The organism is Arthrobacter sp. Hb9-2 (assembly GCF_059091165.1).
The window spans coordinates 80,703-100,422 of sequence record NZ_JBNHGJ010000001.1; the positions used below are offsets into that span (position 1 = coordinate 80,703).

Here is a 19,720-nt window from a genome sequence, read left to right on the forward strand (position 1 = left end):
CGGGCGCGGCAAAAACAGATGCCCGAGGAGCTATGTGGATAACTTTCGCCGCGCCCGCAGCCGTAGCCGCAGCACCAGCCAGCGCCCCGCTACACCGGTGGCCAGGACCGCCATCATGGTGAGCACCGAGGCCGGTGGAAGGGTGAAGGCCAACAAAAGGCAGGCCAGGAATCCCACTGCGTTGAGCCACCTGGGTGCGTACCCGGGGTGCGATGCCAGCGTGTAGGCAGAGGCGTTGGCCACCGCGTAGTACAGGAGCACGCCGAAACTTGAAAAGCCCACCACAGTCATGACGTCGGTGGTCAGCAGGAGCAGGATAACGACCGCAGCAACGGCGACTTCGGCAGCGTACGGAACAGTGTGCTTTCCGCCCACCCGGGCCAGCTGCCGGGGAAGGTCCCGTTCGCGTGCCATGGCCAAAGTGGTGCGTCCCACGCCGGTAATGAGGGCAAGGAGCGCTCCGAGGCACGCAGCCGCCGCCCCCGCCTGCACCAACGGCGCACCGGCTGCCAGCCGTGACTGCAGGACCGCTTCCAGCAGCGGGGTGTGTGTACCCGCCAATTCTCCGCCGGGAAGGTGGTTGAGCAGCAGCAGTGCCAGTGCCAGGTAAATGACGAAGGCGGCAGACAGTGCGGCCAGGATGGCCTTCGGAATGGAGCGGGACGGGTCCTTGATTTCCTCGCCCAGCGTGGCAATCCGGGCGTAACCTGCGAAGGCGAAGAACAGCAGTCCGGCAGCTGGCAACACACCCCCGGGTCCGCCCGAGGAAGCCGTCAGAGGTCCTTCCGCTGCCGGGTGCGGCCCCACAATCGCCGCAACGGCCACAAACACCAGGGTGGCCAGCACCACGCACAGCAGGATGCGGGTCAGCAGTGCCGTCCGGGTGATTCCCAGCAAGTTGACTGCGGTCAACGCCACCACCGCCGCGATGGCCACCGGCACTGCATAGGCACCGGCAACATAACTGCCGAATGTCAGCGCCATCGCTGCGCACGAGGCGGTTTTTCCGGTGACGAAGCCCCAACCGGCGAGGAACCCCGGCCACTCACCGAGCTGTTTGCGGCCGTAGACGTACGTCCCTCCGCTGGTGGGATACTTCGCTGCCAGGGCAGCTGATGCGACCGCGTTGCAGTACGCAACGCCCCCGGCAATGACCACCGATAGGACCAGCAAATTTCCCGCCAACGCGGCGGCGGGGGAGAAGACGACGAACACTCCCGCGCCCAGCATGGAGCCAAGGCCGATAACGGTGGCATCGAAGGTGCCAAGCCTTCGATGCAGTTGCTGGTGCGCGCTCATGCGGTGACAGTCCCTTTGCAGCGGGTAAACTCGAACGGAATCGTTCCCCGGACGATCCTATTTAACTTTCCGTATGACTTCCCGTGTTACCCCGCAGAAAGGCGTGCTGTGCTGCGCACACATGACCTCGGATCCCTTCGTTCCGAGCACATTGGACAAACCGTAACCCTCGCTGGCTGGGTGGGCCGCCGTCGTGATCACGGTGGTGTGGCTTTCGTGGACCTGCGCGACGCTTCCGGCGTGGCACAGGTTGTGGTCCGCGAGGAAGAAGTTTTCCACGGCCTGCGCAACGAGTATGTCCTGCAGGTCACCGGCACCGTCTCCAAGCGGCCTGAGGGTAATGAGAACCCGGCGCTGGCCACCGGCGGGATCGAGGTCATGGCGGACAAGGTGGTCATCCTCAACACCTCCGAGCCGCTCCCGTTCCAGATCGACGAGCACGTTGAGGTGGGCGAGGAAGCACGCCTGAAGCACCGCTACCTGGACCTGCGCCGGCCCGGTCCCGCCCGCAACCTCCGGCTGCGCTCGGAGGCAAACCGCGTGGCCCGTGAGCTGCTGCACCAGGATGGCTTCGTGGAGGTTGAAACCCCCACTCTGACCCGTTCGACGCCGGAAGGCGCCCGGGACTTCGTGGTCCCCGCCCGCCTGGCCCCGGGTTCGTGGTATGCCCTGCCGCAGTCACCGCAGCTTTTCAAGCAACTCCTGCAGGTGGGCGGCTTCGAGAAGTACTACCAGATCGCCCGCTGCTACCGCGACGAGGACTTCCGCGCCGACCGCCAGCCGGAATTCACCCAGCTGGACATTGAAGCCAGCTTCGTGGACCAGGACGACATCATTGCCCTCGGCGAAAACATCGTCAAGGCACTGTGGAAGCTGATCGACGTCGAGATCCCGACGCCTATCCAGCGCATCACCTACGCGGACGCCATGGCCCGGTACGGCTCGGACAAGCCCGACCTCCGCTTCGGCGTGGAGCTGACCGAGCTCACTGAGTTCTTCAAGGACACCAACTTCGGTGTCTTCAAGGCCCCGTACGTGGGCGCCGTGGTGATGCCGGGCGGTGCCTCCCAGCCCCGCCGCACGCTGGACGGCTGGCAGGAATTCGCCAAGCAGCGCGGGCACAAGGGCCTTGCCTATGTCCTGTTCAAGGAAGACGGCGAGCTCGCCGGCCCGGTTGCCAAGAACCTGACCGACACCGAGCGCGCAGGCCTCGCGGATGCCGTGGGCGCCAAGCCCGGCGACTGCATCTTCTTCGCGGCCGGCGAGAAGTCGGCCGCCCGCGCCCTTCTCGGTGCTGCCCGCGTCGAAATCGGGCACCGCACCGGCCTGATCGACCCCAAGGCCTGGGCTTTCTGCTGGGTAGTGGACGCGCCCATGTTCGAACCCGCCGCAGCAGCGGTGGCGTCCGGGGATGTGGCCGTCGGGGCCGGCAAGTGGACGGCTGTGCACCACGCTTTCACTTCACCCAAGCCCGAGTTCCTGGACACGTTCGACCAGGATCCGGAGTCCGCCCTGTCCTACGCCTACGACATCGTCTGCAACGGCAATGAAATCGGCGGCGGTTCCATCCGTATCCACGAGCGCGATGTCCAGGAACGCGTCTTCGAACTGATGGGCCTCGACCGCGAGGATGCCCAGACCAAGTTTGGCTTCCTGCTGGAGGGTTTCAAGTACGGCGCCCCTCCGCACGGCGGCATCGCCTTCGGCTGGGACCGTGTGGTGGCATTGCTGGCCGGCGTGGAGTCCATCCGCGACGTTATTGCCTTCCCAAAGACCGGCAACGGTTACGATCCCCTGACGGCGGCCCCGGCCCCGATCACGCCGCAGCAGCGCAAGGAAGCCGGCGTGGACTTCAAGCCGGAGGCCAAACCGGCAGAAGGCAAGTAAAGCACCACTGATCCAACTGAAGGCTCTCCCTGGAAGGGAGGGCCTTCAGGCTTTTCCGCAGACAGGAGTCCTTGTGGCCCACAGCTTCCCCGGTCACCAAACCCGCGCCTTCGAAACGCTCATGGATGCTGCCTGGCCCGCCGTCGAGCGTTACGACACGGGGGAGTGGGTCCTCCGGGCTGCCGCCGGGGTCACCCAGCGAGCCAACTCGGTGTGGCCGCGGGAGTCCACCGCGGAGCCCCGGGCCGCGCTGCGCGAGGCGGTCCAGTGGTACCGGAAGCGGCGTCTTCCCCTGATCTTCCAGATAACGGACACGCCTGCCAACGCCGGGCTGAACGACTATTTGGACGCGCAGGGCTTCACGCGGCAGTCCGAGACGCTCGTTATGGCCCGGCCGGCTGGTGTTGACCCTCCGAGTCCGGCGGCAGCTGGGAGGGTTGAGTTCCGAGATCAGCCGGAAGAGGAATGGCTGGACCTTTGGTGGCGCGTGGACGGCCGGGGCGGCCAGGCCGAACGGGAGATTGCGAGAACCATATTGGCCGGGTGCCCGTCCCTCTACGCCTTAGTGAGGGATGACGACGGCGTGCCGGCCGCTGTTGGGCGCCTCGCCCTGGTGGAGGGAACCGGCGGCATCTACTGCATGGCAACCTCGCCGTCCCACCGGAGGCGCGGCTACGCTTCGGCGGTGCTGCAGGCGCTCCTGTCCGAAGGGGACGCCCGCGGCCTTACCAGCACCTGGTTGCTGGTCACAGCGGCCAACGAAGCAGCCCAGCAGCTGTACCGTCAGGCCGGGTTCGAGGAGTCGGGCCGCTACCTCTACCGCCAGCAGCGGCCCCGGCGCGCCCTGACGGGCTGCTGAAGCGTTAGCGCCAGTCCAGCGGCCGTTCCGTCCGGTTTCAGACACGGAGCCTACGCGGGCGGGTCGCTGACCTGGATCCGAACCGAGCAGGCGTCCGCTGCCGCCTTCTTCAGCACAGCGGCCTTGGGGTCCGGAACGTCAAGGCAGGCCAGGCGGGGCAGCCCGGCATAGTCCTGCAGGGCCGGGTGGTCGAGGACAAAGCCCGCCAACGCCCGGTCGCCGCCGGGAACCATATACTCAAACGGCTCACCGCTGAATACCCGGCGGGCCTGTTCGGCTACAGCGTCCACGAGTGCGTCCGCCTGGTTGGACCGCCGCCGCGCGAACCGTTGCTGGGACTGGCCGCCCGCGGCGGTCCGGGACTGCACGTAGGTGGAGCCGACCTTCGAAGCCAAGGGCACGCCCTCACTGACCACCGCAACCCCGTAACCTCCACGCCGGACCAGCAGAAGGCCGAGCCGGCGTGGCTGTGACGCGAGGGAGGCGAGCCGTTCCAGCGCGTCGGCGCCGCGGCCCGGCCTGCCGTCGATGGGCCAGGGCGCCTGCAGGAGCGCTTCGGCGCCGTCACCAGCAAGAAGGTGCAGGCCGTCGTCGTCATCCCGCATCTGGAACCCGCCGTGCGCCGCGCCGAACCTCTCCGTCCAGCCGGGCAGGCGGCTGCCCGTGACGTAGGCCGTGCGGACGGAGGGCTGCCGCTGCCCGCCGGCGGAGGTACGTGCGGACATGCTGGCATCCTTCGCTGAGCGGCTGCGGCTTCCGGGGAAGCCATGGGTGAACTGGAAGTAGCCTATCTATGTGGAAGATCTCTTTGGGCACGGGCCCGGCAATCATGACGACGACGGTCCCGTTGCCGCCGACAGCACCGTCTCCAGCGGGAGCGCAAAGCCGCGGAGCCCGCTCGCCGTGCGGATGCGCCCACGGACGGTCGATGAGGTAGTAGGTCAGCAGCACCTGCTGGGCCAGGGCTCGCCCCTGAGGCAACTCGCCGCGGGAGCGGATGCGGCCGGGCCGGCAGGGCCCAGCTCGCTGATCCTGTGGGGTCCTCCCGGAACCGGGAAGACCACGCTCGCGCACGTGATCGCCAGGGGACCGGGACGGAAGTTCGTGGAACTTTCGGCCATTACGGCCGGGGTGAAGGACGTGCGACGCGTGATGGATGAGGCCCTGACGGCACGCGACCTGTACAAAACCACCACCGTCCTGTTCCTCGATGAGATCCACCGCTTCAACAAGGCCCAGCAGGATGCCCTGTTGCCCGGCGTCGAAAACCGCTGGGTGGTACTGGTGGCGGCCACAACCGAGAACCCGTCGTTTTCCGTGGTGTCGCCGCTCCTGTCCCGCTCCCTGCTGCTGACCCTCAAGCCGCTGACTGACGCCGACATCGAAGGGCTGCTGGAGCGGGCGGTTGCGGACGCCCGTGGCCTGGCGGGGAAGGTGGAGCTCGCCGACGAAGCCCTGGCGCACCTTGTCCGGCTCTCCGGCGGCGATGCCCGGCGTGCCTTGACGGCGCTGGAGGCGGCGGCGGGTGTTGCGTTCGGGGACGCGGACGACGCCGGCGAGGGCCTGGTGAAGGTGGAGCTGAAGCACACCGAGCGCGCGCTGGATGTTGCCGCTGTCCGCTACGACCGGGCCGGCGACCAGCACTATGACGTGGCCAGTGCCTTCATCAAGTCCATCCGCGGATCCGATGTGGACGCCGCCCTGCACTACCTGGCGCGGATGCTCGAAGCGGGGGAGGACCCGCGGTTCGTTGCCCGCCGGATTGTGATCTCGGCCGCCGAGGATGTGGGGATGGCTGATCCCACTGCCCTGCAGACGGCCGTGGCCGCAGCCCAGGCCGTGCAACTCATCGGCATGCCCGAGGGGCGGATCATCCTGGCCGAAGCCGTGGTGCACCTGGCCACGGCGCCAAAGTCCAACGCCGCGTACATGGGCATCAACAAGGCCATCTCCGATGTGCGGGCAGGGCTGGGGAACGGCATCCCCGCCCACCTCCGGGACGCGCACTACCCGGGTTCCAAGCAGTTGGGCCACGGCCTTGGCTACAAGTACGCCCACGACGCTCCCCACGGAGTAGCCGCCCAGCAGTACCCGCCCGATGACCTGGTGGGAAGGGACTACTACCAGCCCACCGCCAACGGCGCAGAGCGGGACATTGCTGTGCGGCTGGAACGGCTGCGGAAGATCGTCCGGGGCCAGTAGGCGCCGTGGTAGGATAGATGTTTGTCTGGCAAGGCGCGGACGCACAATCTCCCCAATTTTACGTTGAGAAGGTTATGCCTGCGCCCAGTAGCAAAAGGCAGCGGTTGGCCGATGCTCTCCATCGTGGAGGCCAGTAACACTGACACACCGCAGATATTGGAAGGACACAAGTGGCTAACAACACTCGTGCTCGCCGTCAGGCCCGCCTCTCGCGGTCCCTCGGCATCGCTCTGACCCCCAAGGCCGCCAAGTACATGGAGCGCCGCCCGTACGGCCCCGGTGAGCATGGCCGTGCCCGCAAGAAGCAGGACTCCGACTACGCCGTACGTCTGCGCGAAAAGCAGCGCCTGCGCGCCCAGTACGGCATCCGCGAAGCACAGATGACCCGCGCCTTCGAAGAAGCCCGCCGGACCAAGGGCCTGACCGGTGAAAACCTCATCGAACTGCTCGAAATGCGTCTTGACGCCCTGGTCCTGCGTGCCGGCTTCGCGCGCACCATCGCCCAGGCCCGCCAGCTGGTTGTGCACCGCCACATCATGGTTGACGGCGTTCGCGTTGACCGCCCGTCGTTCCGCGTCGGCGAGGGCCAGCTGGTCCACGTCCACAGCCGCAGCGAAACCATGGTTCCGCTCCAGGTTGCAGCAGCAGGCGCCCACCGCGACGTCCTGCCCGCCGTTCCGGCATACCTGGACGTCAAGCTGGAAGCCCTCCAGGCACGCCTGGTCCGCCGTCCCAAGCGCTCCGAGGTCCCCGTGACCTGCGAAGAGCAGCTGGTCGTCGAATTCTACGCACGCTAAATTCCAGCAGCGTATCCAAAGAAGCCCGTGGCAAGCGCCGCGGGCTTCTTTGTATGTAAGGTACTTGGGGGACATCTGCGGGAATGCGCTTCACGACGCATCCGCCAGGTGGAACGAACCACAGAATTTCGAGGAGATGAACGTCTATGTCTGGTGGCGATATTGCCGGCCTGATCGCTGCCGGAGTGTTTGCGCTCCTGGTGTTGCTGCTTGCCGTGCCCATCCTGAAGCTGGGCAAAGTCCTTGACGAGGTCCGCACCTCCATCAGGTCCCTGAGCGAAGGTGCCACGCCCCTGATGGACGAGGTCACGGCCACCGTGTCCACCACCAACCAGCAGCTGAAGAAGGTGGATGGGATCTCCTCCAACGTCTCTGACGCGTCAGCGAACTTGTCGGCACTGTCCTCGCTGGTGGCCGCCACCGTTGGTTCGCCGCTCATCAAGGTGGCAGCGTTCAGCTACGGCGTCCGCACCGCGCTGGCCAACCGCAAGAAACCCGCTGCCGGCCGCCGTAGCCGCTGAACTCCGGAGAACTTTAAATGAAACGACTTGTCTGGATGGGAATCGGCGTGGCGATCGGAGTCATCGCCTTCCGCAAAGTCACCGAAGCACAGGCCACCATGCAGTCCACGCTTGGGCCGCAGGGCCTTAACCGGGCTGTGGGCCGGCTGGCCGACGGGGTCTACGACTTCGCGGACGCTATCCGGGACGGAATGCGTGAACGGGAAACAGACCTCCGCGCCGCCCTCGGCGTGGACTCCGGAGAACTGGTCCGCCGCTGACCCGGCAGGCCGCAGCCCGGCCAAGGCACCTCAGAACCAACCGGCAGCAACCGTGCCTACGGAACTGCCAAGCGAACGAACTTCCGCGCATGTGCGCGGACCAAGAAGGGTAAGTAAACAGCTCATGAAGTCGCAGGAGATCACTAAGCGCTGGGTGGACTTTTTTGTCAGCAAGGGCCACACCGCGGTCCCCTCCGCATCGCTGGTCTCCAGCGACCCCTCGCTGCTGTTCACGGTTGCCGGCATGGTTCCGTTCATTCCGTACCTCACGGCGCGCGAAGAACCGCCCTACTCCCGCGCCACGAGCGTGCAGAAGTGCATCCGCACCGGTGACATCGAGGAAGTGGGTAAGACCGCACGGCACGGCACCTTCTTCCAGATGTGCGGAAACTTTTCCTTTGGCGATTACTTCAAGGAAGACGCCATCAAGTTCGCCTGGGAACTGCTCACCACGAGCGTGGACGACGGCGGCTACGGCCTCGCGCCCGAACTGCTGTGGGTGACGGTCTACGAAGAGGACGACGAAGCCAAGGAACTCTGGCTGAAGAACACCGGCGTTCCGGCCGAGCGCATCCAGAAAATGGGCAAGTCCGACAACTACTGGCACACTGGCCAGCCAGGTCCGGCCGGTCCGTGCTCGGAGATCTACTACGACCGCGGCCCTGCATATGGCGTGGAGGGCGGCCCGCTGGCTGACGAGACCCGGTACATCGAGATCTGGAACCTCGTGTTTATGCAGTACCAGATCGAAAACGTCCGTTCCAAGGAAGACTTCGATGTTGTGGGCGAACTGCCCAAGCGCAACATCGATACGGGCCTTGGCATGGAGCGCCTGGCCATGATCCTCCAGGGCGTCGAGAACATGTATGAGACCGACCAGGTCCGTCCCGTCATCGACAAAGCTGCCGAGCTCTCCGGCAAGGAATACACGTCCGCTGAAACACCGGATGATCCGCACCACACGGATGACGTGCGTATGCGCGTGGTGGGCGATCACATCCGCTCGGCACTGATGCTGATCTCCGACGGAGTGACCCCCTCCAACGAGGGCCGCGGCTACGTCCTGCGCCGGCTCATCCGCCGTGCGGTGCGTTCGATGCGCCTCCTGGGCGTGGAGCAGGCCTGCCTGCCGGAGCTGCTGCCGGCCTCGCGGGACGCCATGAAGGGTGTCTACCCGGTGGTGGACACCGACTTTGCGCGCATCAGCCGCATCGCCTACGCCGAAGAAAAGGCGTTCCTGCGCACCATCGCCTCCGGCACCGCCCGCCTTGAGGATGCCGTCAAGGAATCCAAGGCTGCCAACAAGCCGCTTTCCGGCGCCGATGCCTTCGCCCTGCACGACACCTATGGCTTCCCCATCGACCTCACGCTTGAAATGGCCGAGGAGGCCGGGCTCCAGGTGGATGAGGCAGCCTTCCGCAGCCTCATGCAGGAGCAGCGCAAGCGCGCCCAGGCTGACGCGAAGGGCAAGAAGGGCGGCCACGCTGACCTGAGTGCCTTCCAGGAGATTCTGGCCCAGGGCGAGACGGTCTTCACTGGTTACACGGAGCTCGACGGCGAATCCCGCGTCCGGGGCATCCTCACCGGAGGACAGCCGGTGCAGCAGGCTTCCACGGGTGACGAGATCGAGCTCGTGCTCTCCGAGACCCCGTTCTACGCAGAGGCAGGCGGCCAGGCCGCCGACACCGGCCTGATTACCGGTGACGGGTTCGTCGTCGAGGTCCTCGACGTCCAGCGGCCCCTCAAGGGCCTGAGCGTCCACAAGGCGATTGTCCGGGAAGGCGAAATCGGCGCAGACTCGCTGGTGCGTGCCGCCGTCGACCGCGAACGCCGCCACGCTGCCGAGCAGGCACACACGGGCACGCACATCGTGCACGCCGCACTGCACCAGATCCTGGGGCCGGAAGCCACCCAGCGCGGGTCCTTCAACAAGGCCGGCTACTTGCGCTTCGACTTCGCCTGGGGCGAGGGCCTGAGCACCGCCACCCGTTCGGAGATTGAAGAGGTCTCCAACCTCGCCATCCGGAACAACTACGCTGTGGAGACCAAGGTGATGGGACTGGCGGAGGCCAAGGCCCTGGGCGCCATGGCCCTCTTCGGGGAGAACTACGGCAGCGAAGTCCGCGTGGTGGAGATCGACGGCGCGTGGTCCCGTGAGCTCTGCGGCGGAACACACGTGGCCAACACCTCGCTGATCGGCAGCCTCTCGCTCCTGGGCGAACAGTCAGTCGGCTCCGGAAACCGGCGCGTTGAGGCCTTCGTTGGCATGGATGCATTCCGCCACCTTGCCGCCGAGCGTGCCCTGGTGACCGAGCTGACCGACCTGCTCAAGGTTCCCTCCGGCCAGCTGGCCGACAGGATCGCCGCCACCCTCGCCAAGCTCAAGGCTACCGAGAAGGAGCTCGACAGGCTCCGCAAGGAACAACTGGCTGCTTCCGCCGCCCAGCTCGTCAACAGCGCCAAGGATGCCTCCGGGGTCAGCGTGATTGCGCACGACGCCGGGCAGGTCAGTGGCGCGGACGACCTCCGCGGCCTGGCTCTGGACCTGCGGAACCGCTTGGGTTCCGCTGCCGCTACGGTGGCTGTTGCCGGCGTCGCGAATGACCGCCCCATGGTCCTGGTCGCCACGAACGAGGCCGCACGGGAAGCCGGCGTCAAGGCAGGTGCCTTGGTACGGCTCGCCGCAGGCATCCTCGGCGGTGGTGGTGGTGGCAAGGACGACGTCGCCCAGGGCGGCGGGACGGACGCCGGTAAGGTGGCCCCGGCCCTCGCGGCCGTCGTGGACGCCATTTCAGGGCGATAAACCTCCTATGACCAATCCAACAGCGGCCGGCGGCAGCCCCCAGGGCATCAAACTGGGGGTTGACGTCGGCACGGTCCGGGTGGGGGTGGCCATCTGCGACCGCGACTCAATTCTGGCCACGCCGTACAAGACGCTGGACCGGAACGCGAAGAAAAACTCGGACGTCCGGGTCATCGCCAACCTGGTCGAGGAACTTGGCGCCGTGCAGGTCATCGTGGGCCTGCCCCGGACCATGAAGGGCGAAGAGCACGCGTCGGCCAGGATGGCCACCGAATACGCCGAGCTGCTGGCCGCAGAGCTGGCAACACGGGCCCTGGCAGTGCCGGTGAACCTGGTGGACGAGCGCTTGAGCAGCGTTACAGCGCACCGCAACCTCCATGCTGCTGGCATGAGCAGCCGGGATCACCGTAAAGTAGTTGATCAGGTCGCGGCGGCAGGTATCCTTCAGCACGCCCTCGACATGCAGAAAGCCAGGGGATCGGATGTCGGTCGACGCGTGACCGCGCCCTCCCCTTCCGTGGACCCGGGGGTCGGCGGGGTGGATGAGTCCGTCCGCGCCACTCCTGACACGGACCGATCTTCAGATGGAAGGCAACAGTGAGTCCTGCCAATATTGACGACGCTTCCGGCCCCTTGGATGCCGGGGCGGCGCGGCCGCTGACCCGCAAGGAACTCCGGGCGCGCGAAAAGACCTCTGACACCGGACTCCAGGGCGCCGTGCCCGAGCAGGCCTACGAAACGGGGCACGAGGTTCCGCCGCCGCCTTCTGAGCCTCCGGCCGCTGCGGGGTCACCGGTTCCTTCGGCCCCTGAAGAACACTCGATTCCGGCCGCTCCGCAGGCACCGCCGTCCATCCAGGACGCTCGTGATGAGCCGCAGCCCCCGCAGGGCGATGTTCCTTACCACGACGTGCACGCTTCCTACCCTGAGCCTGCCCTTGCCGGCCACCACCATTCAGCAGGTGGGCACTACGAAGACGATGCCCAATATGCGGAGGGGCACCACTACCAGGAGGGTGTGCAGCACGACGATGCCCTCCATCACGAGGGGCACTATGACCACGGGCAGTACGACGATGCGCACCACGAGGCGGGGCATCACGAGTTCCTGCCCGGCGCTGCGGCAGCGCCCGTAGTGGCTAAGCCCTCGAAGAAGGTCCGCCGCCGCCGGCGGTTGCTGGCGCTGTTCCTCACGCTTGCGGTATTCGTTACGGCCGTCGCCGTCGGCGCCCAGTTCTTGAAGCCATTGCTGGGCAATGACAAGCCCAGCGACTACCCCGGCCCGGGTTCGGGTGAGGTGATGGTGACGGTCGAGAACGGGGAAGGCACCCGTTCCGTAGCCACCAAATTGGAGGGTGAGCAGGTCGTGGCGAATTCCGACACGTTCCTCCAGGAATTCAACGCCTCCGGCGGGGTATTGGCGCCGGGGGACTACACCTTCAAGACGCAGATGAAGAACTCCGATGCCGTCAACGTCCTGCTTGGCAAGGACCAGACGAAAGTGATCTACTTCGCCCTGAGCGCCGGCCTGCGTATCGGTGAGTCGTTGCAGGCCATCTCGGAAGGTTCCGGCATTTCCATCCAGGATCTGCAGGCCCTCAGCAACCAGCCGGCACAGTTCGGCCTGCCCGCAACGGCCAAGAACCTGGAAGGGTACCTGGCCCCGGGCGAGCACCGTTACCCCCTGGGCACACCGGCAAAGGACATCCTCCAATCTCTGGTCAAGATCACCGTTGATGAGCTGGAGGCTCAAGGGATCACTGATCCTGCCAAGCAGTATGAGGCCGTCATCGTAGCCAGCATCGTTCAGGCAGAAGGAGGCCAGGCAGAATACGGGGACGTAGCCGGGGCCATCTACAACCGCCTCAAGCCCAATGACCAGACCAACGGGTTCCTGCAGGTGGATTCGGCGGTCACGTACGGACTGGGAACGAAGAGCTACAACTTCACGGAAGAACAGCGCCAGGACAAGTCCAACCCGTACAACACCTACGCGAATCCGGGCCTGCCCCCGGGGCCGATCGGTTCACCGGGAAAGACAGCCATTGATGCTGCCGCCAAGCCCAAGTCCAACGACTTCCTGTATTGGGTAACCATCAACCTGGACACCAAGGAAACGAAGTTCTCCCGCACCCTGGCTGAACATAACGGCTACGTTGAGCAGTACAACGCCTGGTGCATGGCGAACGTCGGCCGCTGCACATGAGCCTGCGGGCAGCCGTCCTGGGCCACCCCATCAGCCATTCGAAGTCTCCGGCACTGCATCATGCGGCGTACAGCCGGCTCGGCATCGGCATCAGCTACACGGCCATCGACGTCACTGAGCAACTGCTGCCGTCGCTGATGCGCCAGATCCGCAACCAGCCGGGCTGGCGCGGCCTTTCGGTCACCATGCCTTTGAAGACCGCCATGGTCGGCGAGGTGGACGAGGTCCGCGGCGTGGCCCGGACCCTCGGTGTGGTGAACACCGTGTGCTTCGAGGAGCACGGGGATGGTTCCCATGCCGTCGGGTTCAATACCGACGTCACAGGAATCGTCAATGCGGTCCGGCACGCCGGCGCCCGCACGCCTGCGGCCCCCGTCATCCTCGGCGGGGGCGGCACAGCGGCCGCGGCCGTTGCAGCCCTGTCTGAGCTCGGAGCCGGCTCCGCCCGGATCTTCGTCCGTGACCCGGCACGCACGGCAGAAGTACGCGCCGCAGCAGAAGGCCTGGGCCTTTCCCTGGTGATCCGCCCACTCACGGAGGCCGCGAAACCAACGGCCGCTGCCGACGTCGTCATCTCCACGCTGCCACCGCGCGCGGCTGACGGGCTGGCAGCCGAAATCGCGGCGATGAAGACCTCCACGCCCGGCGTTTTGCTGGATGTGGCCTACGATCCCTGGCCCAGCCTGGTCGCGTCCGTGTGGGAGGCCGGCGGCGGCGCCGTGGTGCCCGGCCTCGAAATGCTGCTGTACCAAGCGGTGGAACAGGTACGACTGTTCAGCCGCCTCGAAGAGGAAGTTAACGCATCCGTCATAGATGTGATGTGTGACGCAGTCGGCCTTCCCCGACGGGCGTTGTAACCGCCATACGTGGCAGGATGGAAAATATGTTGCGTTGGTTGACTGCCGGTGAATCCCATGGTCCGGCCCTGATGGGAATTATTGAAGGCGTCCCCGCCGGTGTTGAAATCACCAGCGGGCACATCGCCGATTCACTGGCCCGCCGCCGCCTGGGCTACGGCCGCGGCGCACGCATGAAGTTCGAACAGGACGTTGTGACCATCCTCGGCGGAGTCCGGCACGGACGCACCCAGGGTGGCCCCGTCGCCATCCAGGTGGGCAATACTGAATGGCCCAAATGGGAGCAGATCATGTCTGCCGATCCGGTGGACGCTGAGCTGCTCGCCGACCAGGCCCGCAACGCGCCGCTGACCCGCCCGCGGCCGGGCCATGCCGACTTCACCGGAATGCAGAAGTATGGCTTTGACGAGGCCCGCCCCGTGCTGGAGCGCGCCAGCGCCCGCGAGACTGCGACCCGTGTGGCCATGGGAACGGTGGCAGCGCAGTTCCTGAAGCACCTCGGCATCGAACTTGTCAGCCACACCGTTTCAATCGCGACCGTCACCGTGCCCGAAGGGCGACCGCTGCCTGTTCCCACCGACGTGTTGGCCCTGGACGCGGATCCGTTGCGCTGCTTCGACCGGGAAACGTCCGACGCCATGGTGGCCGAGGTGGATGCGGCGCACAAGGAAGGCGAAACCCTGGGCGGCGTCGTTGAAGTCCTCGCCTACGGACTTCCCCCGGGACTTGGCAGCTACGTGCATTGGGACCGCAGGCTCGATTCCCGCCTTGCGGCCGCGCTGATGGGCATCCAGGCGATCAAGGGTGTGGAGGTCGGCGATGGCTTCCTGACCGCCGCACGCCGCGGTTCGGCTGCCCACGACGAGATCGTCCGGGACGCCGACGGGCGCATTGTCCGCACCAGCAACCGTGCGGGCGGCATCGAAGGCGGCATGAGCATCGGCGATGTGCTGCGCGTTCGCGCGGCCATGAAACCCATCGCTACGGTTCCGCGCGCACTGAAGACCATCGACGTCAGCACCGGAGAACCCGCCAAGGCACACCACCAGCGCTCCGACGTCTGTGCCGTCCCGGCCGCGGGTGTAGTGGCGGAAGCCATGGTGGCCCTGGTCCTGGCTGAAGCGGTCACCGAAAAGTTCGGCGGCGACTCCGTGGCGGAAACCGCCCGCAACATCAAGGGCTACCTGGACAGCATTCCGGCGTCCCTGGACTCGATCGGCCAGTAAGTGCCCCACAGCAACAAAACCGCGTCCCTGGGCCGCCCGGTGGTCCTCATCGGGCCCATGGCCGTCGGCAAATCCGCTATCGGGCAGCAGCTTGCCCAGCAGCTCGGTGCCCCGTTTGTGGACACCGACGCCGTCATCGTGGCAGCCCATGGCTCCATTTCCGATATTTTCGCCGGACGCGGCGAGCACGCCTTCCGGGAGATAGAGGCGCGGACAGTGGCCGACGTCGTGGAAGCGGCGGAAGGCACGCCCACCATCATCTCCCTTGGCGGCGGTGCCGTTCTTGATTCCGGAACCCAGCAGCTGATCGGCCGCTGCACCGTTGTGTACCTCGAATGTGACGCCACAACGGTTGCCGGCCGCATCGCCCGGAACTCCGGGCGGCCGCTGCTGGCGGGGGATGCGATGGGCCGTTGGACGGCAATGTTCGCCACCCGTAAGCCGGTGTACGAGCGGCTGGCAGATATCACCCTGGACGTGCGCCACGGCTCGGTTGCCGAGCTGGGGCGCCGGCTGGAAGCAGCACTGCGGGACTACGCAGCTGCCAAACAGGAAGTTGAAAAGTGAGCGCGGAATCTACAGTTATCAAGGTCACCGGCGAATCCGCCACTAACAACTACGACGTCGTGGTGGGGCGGGGACTGCTGGGGGACCTTCCCGGCCTGCTCGGTGAGCGCGTCCGGCGGGTACTGGTGATCCACCCCCGGGCCTTGCGGCTTACCGGCGACACGGTCCGCGATGAGCTCGCGGCAGCAGGGTTCACGTCACTCACGGCGGAGATTCCCGACGCCGAAGAAGGCAAGCACATCCAGGTGGCCGCCTTCTGCTGGCAGGTCCTCGGGCAAAACGACTTCACCCGCTCCGACGCGATTGTCGCCGTCGGGGGAGGTGCCGTTACGGATCTGGCCGGCTTCGTCGCCGCCACCTGGCTGCGCGGCATCAAGGTCATCCACATGCCCACCAGCCTGCTCGGCATGGTGGACGCGTCAGTGGGCGGGAAAACCGGCATCAACACCGCCGAAGGCAAGAACCTGGTGGGCGCTTTCCACCCCCCGGCGGCCGTGCTGGCGGACCTGGACACGCTGAACACCCTGCCCAAAAACGAGATCATCTCCGGAATGGCAGAAGTCATCAAGTGCGGCTTCATCGCTGATCCCGCCATCCTGGACCTCATCGAGAAGGACCCGGAGGCGGTAGTGGACCCGCAGTCCGCCGTCCTCCGTGAGCTCATTGAGCGGGCAATCGCCGTCAAGGCAAAGGTGGTCTCCGAGGACCTCAAGGAGTCGGGCCTGCGGGAGATCCTGAACTACGGGCACACGCTGGGCCACGCCATCGAGCTGGTGGAACGCTACTCCTGGCGCCACGGCGCCGCCGTCTCCGTGGGCATGATGTTCGCTGCCGAACTCGCCCGCAGCGTCGGCAGGCTCACCGACGCCGACGCCGACCGGCACCGCACCATCCTGGAGACACTGGGCCTTCCCGTCACCTACCGCCGGGACCGGTGGCAGGGCCTGCTGGACGGGATGCGTCGGGACAAGAAGTCCCGTGGTGACCTGCTGCGCTTCGTCGTCCTCGACGGGATAGCCAAACCGGGGATCCTTGACGTCCCGGACACCTCGCTGCTGTTTGCCGCCTACCAGGAGATTGCTTCCTGATGCTCGGCGACATGGAGGGAACAGCGGACTGGCCGGAGGCAGGCTTCCCGGGCATCCGCATCAACCCCGAATCACTGCTGCCGCAGATCGTGAACGAGGACGCCTGCCGGGAGGCACTGGCAGTGTCCACCGACCCCGCGGACCACATTTTTGTCCTGCTGGTGGAAGGGCACGCGGCTGAGGCGGCGGAACTGCTGGCCGAGGCTCGCTTCAAAGACCCCGAGTCCTTCAGGCTGCGGGCCTTTGAGGCCGAAGTGCTGAGGGTTTCGAACCGGCTGGACCGGGCAGTGGAGCTGTTCCGGCAGCTGCTCGCCGAGGTTCAGGGGACGCCCCGCGAGGCGCTGGTCCTGCAGTTCCTGGGCAAGACCCAGTACAGCGCGGGACAAACGTCGGCGGCCGTTGAATCCTTCGCCCGCGCCCTGGACCTGCGGGTGGCCGAGTCCGCAGATGCCGCCCTGATTTACTCGTCCACTGTGGCGCTGCAGCGTGCCCGGGACGTCCTGGACCTGGCCTGCTGACACCGCCGACGGGGGCGGCCCGGAAGGCGCCCGCCGTTTTACCGGTAGAATAGTTCTTGAATTTTTTCGAAGACCCGATTTTTGACAAACACGCGCTGGCAAGCCGATTGGCAGGCCTGCCCGGCATACAACGTCTGAGCACGCGACCAGACAAAGAAACCAGAGGAAACCAGTGGCAACCACTAACGACATCAAGAACGGAACGGTCCTGAAGCTTGAGGGCCAGCTCTGGAACATCATCGAATTCCAGCACGTCAAGCCGGGCAAGGGTGGCGCCTTCGTTCGTACCAAGATGCGCAACGTGATGTCCGGAAAGGTCGTGGACAAGACGTTCAACGCCGGGCTCAAGATCGAGACCGCCACCGTGGACCGCCGCGACTACCAGTACCTGTACCAGGATGGGGCGGACTTCGTGTTCATGGACACCTCCGACTACGACCAGATCACGGTTTCCGGAGCCACCGTAGGCGACGCCACCAACTTCATGCTCGAAAACCAGATGGTCAACATCGCCATCCACGAGGGCACACCGCTGTACATCGAACTGCCGCCGAGCGTTGTCCTCGAGATCACCTACACCGAACCCGGCCTGCAGGGTGACCGCTCCTCGGCCGGCACCAAGCCAGCAACCCTGGAAACCGGCTACGAGATCCAGGTTCCGCTGTTCATCGAGAACAACACCAAGGTCAAGGTGGACACCCGCGACGGCAGCTACCTCGGCCGGGTCACCGAGTAGTGAGCGCCCGCGGTAAAGCCCGAAACAGGGCCCTGGACGTTCTTTTCGAAGCAGAGCAGCGCTCTGTTTCGGCCTTCGACGTGCTCCGGGCGCGCCGGGAGAAGACTGACCAGATCGTTAACCCGTACACCCTGGAAATTGTTGAGGGCGTGCTTTCACAGCAGGCAGCCATCGATGAGTTCCTCGAGACGTACTCGCAGGGCTGGAGCCTGGAGCGTATGCCGTCTGTTGACCGCATCATCCTCCGGATCGGTACCTGGGAACTCCTGTACAACGACGACGTCCCGGACGGCGTGGCCGTGAGCGAAGCGGTTGCGCTGGCCAAGACGCTGTCCACCGACGAGTCGCCGCAGTTCATCAACGGCCTCCTGGGCCGGCTGCAGCAGCTGAAGCCTTCCCTGCTCGCTTAGGCGGCAGGAACGCAAAGGGCTGGCTTCCACCAAAGTGTAGGCCAGCCCTTTGGTGGTTAAGCTGCCAGCCAGCGACTTATAAGTGGGGTGGCGGCAGCGTTCAGTGGGCGACGGCGGCCCGCAGGGCCAGGATGCGCTGGAGCTGGTGGCGCTCTTCAGCCTGGTGCAGCTGGACGTCGCGGCCGCTGAGGATGCGCTGGCGGGTGTTGGCCAGCTGGGTCGCCGCCTTCAGGAATTCCTTCATCTGCCGTCTCCTGCCGTAGCTGCCGGCCCAGTTCAAGGCCGTACGGCGGCCGCCCAACGTGGCAAGGAGCTCCACCTCGGCGGGCGTGAACCAGCCGGCGGCGGAGTATTCGAGCAGGCGTTGGCGCGTCAGCCGCTTCTCCGCCACGCGCAGGAGGATGATGCCCGCCACGGCAAGGAAGAAGATGGGAACCTGGACCAGGATGTAGTCCACCAGGAAGCCCTGGCCCATGCTGTTCCAGCGGTTGTGGAGGAACATGGCCGGCAGCAGACCCACGAAGAAGGCGGCAACCGATGCGCCTGCGTGCCAGCGCCGCGCTGCGAAGCCCATGATGAGCCCGGTGGTGCCGGTGAAGATGGCGTGGGCAAAGGGGGACATCACACCGCGGAGGAAAAACACCTGGGCGAAGTTGCTGGCCGGGTCCGCCGATTCCGCAATTGCCCGGCCGAAATACAGGATGTTCTCGGTGAAGGCGAAGCCGCCTGCGATAGTGAAGGCGAAAACCACTCCGTCCACAGGTCCGTCGAAGTGTTTCCTGGCCAGCAGGAGCAGAAGCAGCAGTCCCAAGGACTTGGCGAACTCTTCCACTATGGGCGCCTGCACTGTAGCCATGTAGGTCTGCAGGTCCGCTCCGTCAGACAACTGGAAGCCCAGCACAAAAAACGGCTGGATGAGCAGGGTGACTGCGATGGAAACCGCAGCGCCCCAGGTGAAGGCGAAGTACAGGAGCCGCTTGGGCTCAGGTTCCCACTTGTCGATGACATACACGGCCAGGAGCACCACCGACAGGGGAATGAGCGAGGCCACGAAACCCACGAGGAAGCCGGCCGGTCCAGTGTTCGAGAGCAGGAACGGCACCACCAGGAAGAGGCTGAGGAAAGCAAGGGCACTGCCCCCGATGGTCAGCCCGAGCAACCCGCCGCTGCGGGTCCGGCCGGCATGAACTACCGTTCCCTGGACCTGCGGCGGCACCACTGTATCCACGGGCCGGCCCTGATGCCCCGGCGCCGGCCGGTAGTTCTCGGGCTGCACCTGCCCCATCCAGCTCGGGTTGGCTTCGTGCGGGAGCGGAGCACGTGCCGCCCGGAAGGGATCTTCGGGTGGCCCGGACGCCGGGAAGCGGGGATGCGTCGACATACCCGAAAGCCTAGGTGGCTTACGCCATGCGTCCAAGGACCTCCGGCACTGTGGCCGCGAGTGTGTGACCATCACCGCTCTGTCCGGGCACCGGTCCAGCCAGG

Annotated in this window: 19 protein-coding genes; 16 read left to right on the top strand and 3 right to left on the bottom strand. The window is 65.9% G+C overall.

The window, feature by feature from the left end; genetic code table 11:
- Nucleotides 1-30: 30 nt before the first annotated feature.
- Entirely contained in the window at nt 31-1,299 is a 1,269-nt protein-coding gene (locus tag AC5RV1_RS00390; RefSeq protein WP_493993101.1) for an APC family permease, read from the bottom strand.
- Between the two features lie 108 nt (nt 1,300-1,407).
- Between AC5RV1_RS00390 and aspS the strand changes: the two genes are divergently transcribed.
- Nucleotides 1,408-3,186, top strand: a complete 1,779-nt coding sequence (aspS, locus tag AC5RV1_RS00395) for an aspartate--tRNA ligase (protein ID WP_493993102.1) — start codon at nt 1,408-1,410, stop codon at nt 3,184-3,186.
- Between the two features lie 73 nt (nt 3,187-3,259).
- Nucleotides 3,260-4,045: a GNAT family N-acetyltransferase gene (locus tag AC5RV1_RS00400; protein WP_493993103.1), complete on the top strand. Its 786-nt coding sequence runs from the start codon at nt 3,260-3,262 to the stop codon at nt 4,043-4,045.
- A gap of 50 nt (nt 4,046-4,095) precedes the next feature.
- Here AC5RV1_RS00400 and AC5RV1_RS00405 read toward each other — a convergent pair whose 3' ends face one another.
- On the bottom strand, nt 4,096-4,770 hold the full coding sequence (locus tag AC5RV1_RS00405; RefSeq protein WP_493993104.1) for an acVLRF1 family peptidyl-tRNA hydrolase: 675 nt from the start codon (nt 4,768-4,770) through the stop codon (nt 4,096-4,098).
- A gap of 70 nt (nt 4,771-4,840) precedes the next feature.
- Here AC5RV1_RS00405 and AC5RV1_RS00410 point away from each other — a divergent pair, with 70 nt between their 5' ends.
- From AC5RV1_RS00410 to nusB, 14 genes are all read left to right on the top strand, one after another.
- Complete coding sequence (locus AC5RV1_RS00410; RefSeq protein WP_493993105.1) at nt 4,841-6,247, top strand: replication-associated recombination protein A; 1,407 nt, start codon at nt 4,841-4,843, stop codon at nt 6,245-6,247.
- 170 nt (nt 6,248-6,417) lie between these two features.
- Nucleotides 6,418-7,044: a 30S ribosomal protein S4 gene (gene rpsD / locus AC5RV1_RS00415; protein ID WP_066276228.1), complete on the top strand. Its 627-nt coding sequence runs from the start codon at nt 6,418-6,420 to the stop codon at nt 7,042-7,044.
- A 146-nt stretch (nt 7,045-7,190) separates the two neighbouring features.
- A complete protein-coding gene (locus tag AC5RV1_RS00420) occupies nt 7,191-7,565 on the top strand; it encodes a DUF948 domain-containing protein (protein ID WP_493993106.1) in 375 nt (124 codons plus the stop codon).
- 17 nt (nt 7,566-7,582) lie between these two features.
- Nucleotides 7,583-7,825, top strand: coding sequence for a hypothetical protein (locus AC5RV1_RS00425; RefSeq protein WP_240341793.1), 243 nt, complete (start codon nt 7,583-7,585; stop codon nt 7,823-7,825).
- Nucleotides 7,826-7,949: 124 nt separating this feature from the next.
- Complete coding sequence (alaS, locus tag AC5RV1_RS00430) at nt 7,950-10,628, top strand: alanine--tRNA ligase (RefSeq protein ID WP_493993107.1); 2,679 nt, start codon at nt 7,950-7,952, stop codon at nt 10,626-10,628.
- A gap of 7 nt (nt 10,629-10,635) precedes the next feature.
- The gene (ruvX, locus tag AC5RV1_RS00435; RefSeq protein ID WP_493993108.1) at nt 10,636-11,229 is read left to right on the top strand and encodes a Holliday junction resolvase RuvX; all 594 of its coding nucleotides are present in this window, start codon (nt 10,636-10,638) and stop codon (nt 11,227-11,229) included.
- Nucleotides 11,226-12,833, top strand: coding sequence for an endolytic transglycosylase MltG (gene mltG, locus AC5RV1_RS00440; protein ID WP_493993109.1), 1,608 nt, complete (start codon nt 11,226-11,228; stop codon nt 12,831-12,833). Before ruvX ends, mltG begins: the two co-directional genes overlap by 4 nt.
- On the top strand, nt 12,830-13,690 hold the full coding sequence (locus AC5RV1_RS00445; protein WP_493993110.1) for a shikimate dehydrogenase: 861 nt from the start codon (nt 12,830-12,832) through the stop codon (nt 13,688-13,690). The genes mltG and AC5RV1_RS00445 overlap by 4 nt, the downstream gene beginning before the upstream one ends.
- Before the next feature lie 26 nt (nt 13,691-13,716).
- Nucleotides 13,717-14,916 carry a chorismate synthase gene (gene aroC, locus AC5RV1_RS00450; RefSeq protein WP_256249708.1) on the top strand — a complete coding sequence of 400 codons (1,200 nt, stop codon included), beginning with the start codon at nt 13,717-13,719 and terminating at the stop codon, nt 14,914-14,916.
- 57 nt (nt 14,917-14,973) lie between these two features.
- Nucleotides 14,974-15,483, top strand: coding sequence for a shikimate kinase (locus AC5RV1_RS00455; protein WP_493948452.1), 510 nt, complete (start codon nt 14,974-14,976; stop codon nt 15,481-15,483).
- Nucleotides 15,480-16,571, top strand: a complete 1,092-nt coding sequence (gene aroB / locus AC5RV1_RS00460) for a 3-dehydroquinate synthase (RefSeq protein ID WP_493948427.1) — start codon at nt 15,480-15,482, stop codon at nt 16,569-16,571. Before AC5RV1_RS00455 ends, aroB begins: the two co-directional genes overlap by 4 nt.
- A complete protein-coding gene (locus AC5RV1_RS00465) occupies nt 16,571-17,089 on the top strand; it encodes a tetratricopeptide repeat protein (protein WP_493993111.1) in 519 nt (172 codons plus the stop codon). Before aroB ends, AC5RV1_RS00465 begins: the two co-directional genes overlap by 1 nt.
- A 172-nt stretch (nt 17,090-17,261) precedes the next feature.
- The gene (gene efp, locus AC5RV1_RS00470; protein ID WP_050054941.1) at nt 17,262-17,825 is read left to right on the top strand and encodes an elongation factor P; all 564 of its coding nucleotides are present in this window, start codon (nt 17,262-17,264) and stop codon (nt 17,823-17,825) included.
- Complete coding sequence (gene nusB, locus AC5RV1_RS00475; RefSeq protein ID WP_163163910.1) at nt 17,825-18,235, top strand: transcription antitermination factor NusB; 411 nt, start codon at nt 17,825-17,827, stop codon at nt 18,233-18,235. Before efp ends, nusB begins: the two co-directional genes overlap by 1 nt.
- A 100-nt stretch (nt 18,236-18,335) precedes the next feature.
- Here nusB and AC5RV1_RS00480 read toward each other — a convergent pair whose 3' ends face one another.
- A complete protein-coding gene (locus AC5RV1_RS00480; RefSeq protein WP_493993112.1) occupies nt 18,336-19,616 on the bottom strand; it encodes a PrsW family intramembrane metalloprotease in 1,281 nt (426 codons plus the stop codon).
- Between the last annotated feature and the right edge of the window lie 104 nt (nt 19,617-19,720).